A 7,163-nucleotide genomic window follows, 5' to 3' on the forward strand; every position below is an offset into this window, starting at 1 on the left:
CGGGCTGGTTCAGTGGACTGGCGCGGCGACGGTCGTGAGTGCGGACAGGGCGTCGGCGCCGACGGGCTCGTCGGGGAGGAGAGGTATGACGGCCACCCGGCCCGCGCGCTCGGCCACGGCGGCAAGGGGCTCCGTCTCGGCGGCGGCGCGGGCGGCGAGCAGCCGGTCGGTCGGGGCGGCGGCTGACAAGCTGCCGTTGACCACCCAGGCCCAGGGTTCGATTCCCGCACGCCGCAGGTCGCCCTGCAGTCCAGTGGCCTCCAGGACGGGGGTGGTCTCGGGGAGGGTGACGAGGAGGACCTGGGTCTGCTCGGCGTCCTGCAGGCGCATCAGCGGGGTGGTGTAGTGCGTGGTCTCTCCCATCTGGCGCGCCATCTGGCGGTGGTAGGACCCGGTGGCGTCGAGCAGCAGGAGGGTGTGCCCGGTCGGGGCGGTGTCCATCACGACGAACTGCCGCCGTGATGCCGCCACCGCCTTGGAGAACTTCTGGAAGACGGCGATCTCCTCGGTGCACGGCGAACGCAGGTCCTCCTCGAGCAGCGCGATGCCGGCCGCGTCGAGCCCCTTGCCCTGGGTTGCGAGCACCCGCGCCCGGTAGTCGGCGACCGCCTCGTGCGGGTCGATGCGCGAGACGGTGAGGTGTTCGACGTCGCCGGCGAGGGTCTCGGCGAGGTGGGCGGCGGGGTCGGTGGTGGTCAGGTGCACGTCGTGCCCGCGCCGCGCGAGGGCCACCGCGACGGCGGCGGCGACGGTGGTCTTGCCGACGCCACCCTTGCCCATGCACATGATCAGGCCGTGGTCCCGGTCGGCGGCGAGCTGGTCGACCATCTCGCCGAGGGAGCCGCATGCCGGCCGGCTGCCCCGCTCCGGGGTCGGCGACTCGACCCGGTCCCCGCCGAGCAGCAGACGCAGCGCCTGCACGCCAACCGCGTTGACCGGCGCGAGCGGCACGGTGGTGCGGGGCAGGTCGCGGAGGAAGCCGGGGATCGCGGCGACGGCGGCCTGCTCGCGACCGCGGATCGCGGCGGCCAGCGGGTCGTCGCTTCCGGTGTCGGGCAGGACGGCGTTGACGACGAGGTGCGGGCGGGTCAGGCCGACGTCGGCGAGCTCTTCCCGGGTGCGGCCGACCTCGGCGAGGCTGGACGCCTGGGGTCGGGCGACGAGCACCAGCCGGGTGAGGTCCTGGTCGCGCAGGACGTCGACGGCGGCGCGGTAGGCGCTGCGCTGCTTGTCCAGCCCGGCGAGCGGGCCCAGGCAGGAGGCGTCGCCCTTGCCGCGGTCGAGGAACTCGGTCCATTCCCCCGGCAGCTGCAGGAGGCGGATGGTGTGCCCGGTGGGGGCGGTGTCGAACAGGACGTGGTCGTAGGACGCGGTCGCGGCCTCGTCGGCGAGCAGCGCCGTGAACTCGTCGAAGGACGCGACCTCGGTCGTGCAGGACCCGGACAGCTGCTCGGTCATCGAGGCGATCTCGCGCTCGGGCAGCAGCCCGCGGACGGGGGCGACGATCCGTTCGCGATAGGCCTCGGCCGCCTGCTCTGGGTCGATCTCGAGGGCGGCCAGGCCGGGCACCTCCGGGACCGGCGTGATCCGGTTGCCGATGGTGAGGCCAAAGACCTGGCCGACGTTGGACGCGGGGTCGGTGCTGGTCAGCAGGACGCGGCGGCCCTGCTCGGCGAGGTGGACCGCGGTGGCGCAGGCCAACGAGGTCTTGCCGACACCGCCCTTGCCCGTGAAGAAGACGAACCGCGGCAGGTCCTGCAGGAAGGTCGGCTCGGACATCAGCAGCACCCGGTGTCGCCGCTGCAGCAGCCCGGGCCGCGCCCCTCGCCGGTGGTGGCGGCGGTGAGCCCGAGGTCGGGACGCGGCGACGCGGCGGCCGCCTGCCCGGCATACCGCAGGAGCTCCTCCCGCGTGGGATAGCGCCCGGTGAGGACGGTGACCCCGTCGACGGTCGTGAGCGGCAGGCCCTCGGACCCGGCGACCTGCAGGAAGGACCGGACGGTCTCGTCCTGCGCGAAGGCCTGGGGGTCGTTGGCGAGGTTGTGCCGCTGGGCCGCGCTACCAGCCTGGACGACGTGGTCGAGGTCGGCGGTGAAGGTCACCGGGGCGTGGTCGAGGTCGGGGCCGCAGACGCCCGTGTTGCAGCAGAGGGCGGGCTCGTAGACGTAGATCTCGGGCATCGGTGGCTTGGGTGTCAGCGGGGGGTGTCAGCGGGGGGTGTCAGCGGCGTGCGGGAAGCGGCGGCGCAGCCAGAGGCTGACGTAGACCAGGCCGACGAGCACGGGCACCTCGATCAGCGGGCCGACGACGCCGGCCAGCGCCTGCCCCGAGGTCACGCCGAAGGTCGCGATCGCCACGGCGATGGCCAGCTCGAAGTTGTTGCCCGCGGCCGTGAACGCCAGGGTCGTCGTGCGCTCGTAGCCCATGCCGAGCACCCGCCCGAGGACGTAGGACACGCCCCACATCAGGGCGAAGTAGACGAGCAGGGGCAGCGCGATGCGCGCCACGTCCAGCGGCCGGTTGGTGATCTGCTCCCCCTGCAGGGCGAAGAGGATGACGATCGTGAAGAGCAGCCCGTAGAGGGCCCAGGGCCCGACCTTCGGCAGGAACCCCCGCTCGTACGACTCTCTCCCCCAACGCTTCTCGCCGATCCGGCGGGACAGGTAGCCCGCCAGCAGCGGGATGCCGAGGAAGATCAGGACGCTCGTGGCGATCTCCCACGGGGAGACGTCCAGGGCGGACTGCTCGAGCCCGAGCCAGCCGGGCAGCACCGACAGGTAGAACCAGCCGAGGGCAGCGAACGCGATGACCTGGAAGATCGAGTTGAGGGCGACGAGCAAGGCAGCAGCCTCGCGGTCGCCGCAGGCCAGGTCGTTCCAGATGATCACCATGGCGATGCAGCGGGCCAGGCCGACGATGATCAGCCCGGTGCGGTACTCCGGCAGGTCGGGCAGGAAGGTCCACGCGAGGGCGAACATCAGCGCGGGCCCGACGACCCAGTTGAGGACGAGGCTGGAGCCGAGCATCCGACCGTCGCGCGTCACGGTGTCGAGGCGGTCGTAGCGGACCTTGGCGAGCACCGGATACATCATCACGAGCAGACCGACCGCGATCGGCAGCGAGACCCCGTCGACCTCGACAGCGGCGAGCCCGTCACCGAGGCCCGGCACCAGGCGCCCGAGCAGGAGGCCGCCGACCATGGCGACGCCGATCCACACCGGCAGGTAGCGGTCGAGGGTGGACAGCCGCGCCGTGACCGAGGTCTCGGGCGCGCGGTCGGTGGTGGTCATGGCTTCCTCTCATCGACGTTCGTCGATCTGGAGCCTGGCACTCGCATTGATAGTTGTCAATATGGCGGATACCATCGCCGTATGACGACCTTGGCCACCGCCTCGACGGACTGCTGCGCCGCGGGCAGCACCACCCTGATGCCCGCGGATCGCGCCGCCTGCCTGGCCGATCTGTTCAGGGCGCTGGCCGACCCGACCCGCGTGCGGCTGGTGGGCTACATCGCCGCGGCCCAGGGCGGCACGGTGTGCGCCTGCCACCTGCCGGACGAGCTGGGGATCAGCCAGCCCACCCTGAGCCACCACCTCAAGAGGCTCGTCAGCGCGGGGATCATCACGCGCGAGCAGCGCGGTCGCTGGGCGCACTACGCCGTCGTGCCCGAGGTCCTGGACGTGGCACGCGCTTTCCTGGGCACCACCACCGGCGACGCCCGCTGCTGCTGATCCCGACCCACTGCCGCCACTCGCGGCACCGGGCGCGACGGATCAGGCGTGGACGTGCGCCTCGTGGTCGCGATGGGACACCGCCTCGAGCTGGAAGGTCGAGTGCTCCACGCTGACCGCGAAGTGCCCGGCCACGCACTCCTGCAGGTGGTCCAGGATCCGCAGGGCGTGCCCGTCCGAGAAGCACTCGTCGGCGAGCACCACGTGGGCGGACAGGACGGGCAGGCCGGTGGCGACGACCGAGGCGTGCAGGTCGTGCACGTCGACGACGTGGTCCACCCCGAGGATGTGCCGGCGCACCTCCTCCAGGTCCAGCCCGGACGGCACGCTCTCGAGCAGGATCGATCCGGACTCGCGCAGCAGGACGACGGCGCGGGGGACGATCAGGGCCGCGACGGCCAGGCCCGCCACGGCGTCGGCCCTGGCCCACCCGGTCGTGGCGATCACGATCGCGGCGACGATGACGGCGACCGAGCCCAGGGCGTCGTTGACCACCTCGAGGAAGGCGGCCCGCATGTTGAGGTTGCTGCCCCGGCTCCCGCTCAGCACGAGCATCGCCACGAGGTTGCCGATCAGGCCGACGACGCCCACCACGACGAGCGCCTGCGGCCGGATCTCGGGCGGCGCGAGCAGCCGCTGGACGCCCTCGACGATCGCGTAGGCCCCGACCCCGAGCAGGATCGTCGCCTGCCCGCCGGCCGCGAGGACCTCCGCCCGCTGCCAGCCCCACGTCCGACGGGCCGAGGGCGGACGGGCCATCAGTGCGGCGGCCACCAGCGCGACGGCCAGCCCCATGGTGTCGGTGAGCATGTGCGCTGCGTCCACGAGCAGCGCCAGGCTCCCGGTGACGGCGGCGCCGACCAGCTCCCCCACCAGGATCGTCGCCGTGATGGCCAGGGCGATCGCCAGGCGCGCGCGGTTGGAGGTGTCGTGCGCGTGGTCGTGCATACATCGAGGCTACCCGTCCGTCGTGGTCGGCCCCCCGGCTCGGCCCGAGCACCGTGTCGTGCTCCCTGCGTCGCCGGCCCGCGGGCTCGACCACCGTGGCCGTGAGACCGAGGGGCGCGACCTCCTTGCGCAGGGCAAGGGCCAGCGCCTCGACGGCCGCCTTGGCACCCGATCCACCGGCCACCACACCGCACTCGCCGCCTGGCAGCTCGACGACGAGCGAACGACCGAACAGCAGCAAGAGCAACCAGCGGACAGCTCCTGACCGCAGAGGCCTGGGATGGCACCCACACCTCTGCCATGCTCGCCTCATGTCATCCACCCCAGCGGTGATCGCTGACCACCTCGTCAAGCACTACCGGAGCGGCAGGGGGCGCACCGGATCGATCGTCAGGGCGGCCGACGGCATCTCGCTCACAGTGCCCGAGGGCAGCGTCCTCGGCGTGCTCGGCCCCAACGGCGCCGGCAAGACCACCACGGTCCGCATGCTCACCACCCTCGTCCGCCCGGACTCCGGGAGGGCCACCGTCGCGGGCGCCGACGTCGTCCACGACCCCCAGGCGGTGCGCAGGCTCATCGGCGTCTCCGGGCAGTACGCCGCCGTCGACGAGTACCTCACGGGCTACGAGAACCTCGAGATGGTGGGCCGCCTCTACCACCTCTCTGCCAAGGACTCCCGGCAGCGGGCGCGCCAGCTGCTGCGGGACTTCCGCCTCGAGGAGGCGGCCGACCGCCCGGCCAAGACCTACTCCGGCGGGATGCGTCGCCGCCTCGACCTCGCCGGGGCCCTCGTCGCGCGGCCGCCCGTGATCTTCCTCGACGAGCCCACCACCGGCCTGGACCCGCGCAGCCGCGGCGACATGTGGGACGTCATCGGTGACCTGGTCCGCGAGGGCACGACCGTGCTCCTCACGACGCAGTACCTCGAGGAGGCCGACCGCCTCGCCGACAACATCCTGGTCGTCGACCACGGTCGGGTCATCGCCGAGGGAACCGCCGACCAGCTCAAAGACCAGGTCGGCGGCGGCCGCCTGCACGTGACAGTGGCCGACGCCTCCGACATACGGCTGGCTCGCGAGGTCCTCGAAGGACTGGGTGAGGGGCAGGTCAAGGGGGAGGAGCACACCCGCGAGCTCACGCTGCCCGCCGCAGGCGGGACCCGCACCCTCGTCGACGCCGTCCAGCGGCTCGGCGACCGGGGAATCACGGTGCAGGACATCGGCGTCCGGCGCCCCACGCTCGACGACGCCTTCCTGTCGCTGACCGGCCGCCCGGCCGAGGACGCAGACCCCACCGCCACCGACCCGATCGCCACCGAGCCGGCCACGTCCGGGCAGGGAGACCTCCGATGAGCACGCTGCTCGCCGACGCCAGCACCATCGCCCGACGAAACCTGATCAAGATCAAGCGCGTTCCCGACCTGATCGTCTTCACGACGCTGCAGCCGATCATGTTCATCCTGCTGTTCGGCTATGTCTTCGGTTCGCTCGCAGGATCCGGCAACGGCCAGGGCTACCGCGAGTTCCTGATGGCCGGCATCTTTGCGCAGACCATCATCTTCGGCGCCACCATCACCGGATCCGGCATGGCCGAGGACATGCAGAAGGGCGTCATCGACCGCTTCCGCACGCTGCCCATGCACCCCGGCGCGGTGCTCACCGGACGCACCTTCAGCGACCTGCTCAACAACGTCATCGTGCTGATCATCATGACGCTGACCGGTCTCGCGATCGGGTGGCGGATCCGCGACGGGCTGCTGCGCGCGCTGCTGGCCTACGCGCTGATGCTGGCGTTCGCGTACGCGATCAGCTGGGTCATGGCCTACATCGGGCTCAAGGTCCGCGCCCCGGAGATCTTCAACAACGCGACCTTCATGATCATCTTCCCGCTGACCTTCGTCGCCAACACCTTCGTGCCGAGCGAGAACATGCCGGCCGTCCTGCGCACCATCGCCGGGTGGAACCCCGTCTCGACCATCACCCACGCCGCCCGCGACAACCTGGGCAACCTCTTCGCGCTCACGCCGGGCGGGGGTGGCGACGCCGCAGGGATGCGCGAGCGGATCGAGTACACCTGGGCCCTGCAGCACGCCGAGATCTACACCATCGCCTGGATCGTCGGGCTGCTGCTGGTGTTCGTCCCGCTGTCGATCCGGACCTACCAGCGCTCCGTCGCCCGCTGACCCATTGCCTCTCCCTGCCCCAGCCCGTATGCCGAAACCCGGGGCACTGTCCACGCAGCGTGCGGCCTCTCGCTACTCTCAGGCACGTGCAACTACCCACGCTCACCCGCGACGCGGTACTGAAGGCCATCGAGGAGTGCCAGGCATCAACTGAGGCCCGATTTCTGCGCTATTACGGGTTCGGCGACCGAAACATCAAGCACCGCATCCAGCATCAGGGAGAGAAGTACCCAGCGAAGGCCATCATGGGTCGCGCTTTCTGGCACGTGGACAAGACGTTGGTGGCTCTTCCGACTTGAGCG

At 71.5% G+C, this 7,163-nt stretch carries 8 protein-coding genes; 4 read left to right on the plus strand and 4 right to left on the minus strand.

Features of this window, described 5'->3' with window-relative positions; all coding sequences use genetic code 11:
* Nucleotides 1-9: 9 nt before the first annotated feature.
* From arsA to arsB, 3 genes are read right to left on the minus strand one after another with little or no spacing between them, the layout of a single operon-like run.
* Nucleotides 10-1,779: an arsenical pump-driving ATPase gene (gene arsA, locus B2P18_RS01300; RefSeq protein ID WP_286955551.1), complete on the minus strand. Its 1,770-nt coding sequence runs from the start codon at nt 1,777-1,779 to the stop codon at nt 10-12.
* Nucleotides 1,779-2,180 carry an arsenite efflux transporter metallochaperone ArsD gene (gene arsD / locus B2P18_RS01305; RefSeq protein WP_286955552.1) on the minus strand — a complete coding sequence of 134 codons (402 nt, stop codon included), beginning with the start codon at nt 2,178-2,180 and terminating at the stop codon, nt 1,779-1,781. The genes arsA and arsD overlap by 1 nt, the downstream gene beginning before the upstream one ends.
* Nucleotides 2,181-2,207: 27 nt before the next feature.
* Nucleotides 2,208-3,290 carry an ACR3 family arsenite efflux transporter gene (arsB, locus tag B2P18_RS01310; protein ID WP_286955553.1) on the minus strand — a complete coding sequence of 361 codons (1,083 nt, stop codon included), beginning with the start codon at nt 3,288-3,290 and terminating at the stop codon, nt 2,208-2,210.
* Between the two features lie 81 nt (nt 3,291-3,371).
* Between arsB and B2P18_RS01315 the strand changes: the two genes are divergently transcribed.
* Nucleotides 3,372-3,731, plus strand: coding sequence for an ArsR/SmtB family transcription factor (locus tag B2P18_RS01315; RefSeq protein ID WP_376783705.1), 360 nt, complete (start codon nt 3,372-3,374; stop codon nt 3,729-3,731).
* Between the two features lie 42 nt (nt 3,732-3,773).
* Here the strand turns inward: B2P18_RS01315 and B2P18_RS01320 are convergent, their stop codons facing one another.
* A complete protein-coding gene (locus B2P18_RS01320; protein WP_286955554.1) occupies nt 3,774-4,679 on the minus strand; it encodes a cation diffusion facilitator family transporter in 906 nt (301 codons plus the stop codon).
* Nucleotides 4,680-4,990: 311 nt separating this feature from the next.
* On the opposite strand from B2P18_RS01320, the gene B2P18_RS01325 reads away from it, so the two are divergent.
* The 3 genes from B2P18_RS01325 to B2P18_RS01335 all read left to right on the plus strand — a co-directional run bounded on the left by B2P18_RS01325 (nt 4,991) and on the right by B2P18_RS01335 (nt 7,160).
* A complete protein-coding gene (locus tag B2P18_RS01325; protein WP_286955555.1) occupies nt 4,991-6,031 on the plus strand; it encodes an ATP-binding cassette domain-containing protein in 1,041 nt (346 codons plus the stop codon).
* Complete coding sequence (locus tag B2P18_RS01330; protein WP_286955556.1) at nt 6,028-6,861, plus strand: ABC transporter permease; 834 nt, start codon at nt 6,028-6,030, stop codon at nt 6,859-6,861. Before B2P18_RS01325 ends, B2P18_RS01330 begins: the two co-directional genes overlap by 4 nt.
* 86 nt (nt 6,862-6,947) lie before the next feature.
* Nucleotides 6,948-7,160, plus strand: coding sequence for a hypothetical protein (locus tag B2P18_RS01335; RefSeq protein ID WP_286955557.1), 213 nt, complete (start codon nt 6,948-6,950; stop codon nt 7,158-7,160).
* Nucleotides 7,161-7,163: the final 3 nt, after the last annotated feature.

It is taken from the genome of Arsenicicoccus sp. UBA2120 (assembly GCF_002330965.1).
GTDB lineage: Bacteria > Actinomycetota > Actinomycetes > Actinomycetales > Dermatophilaceae > Arsenicicoccus > Arsenicicoccus bolidensis.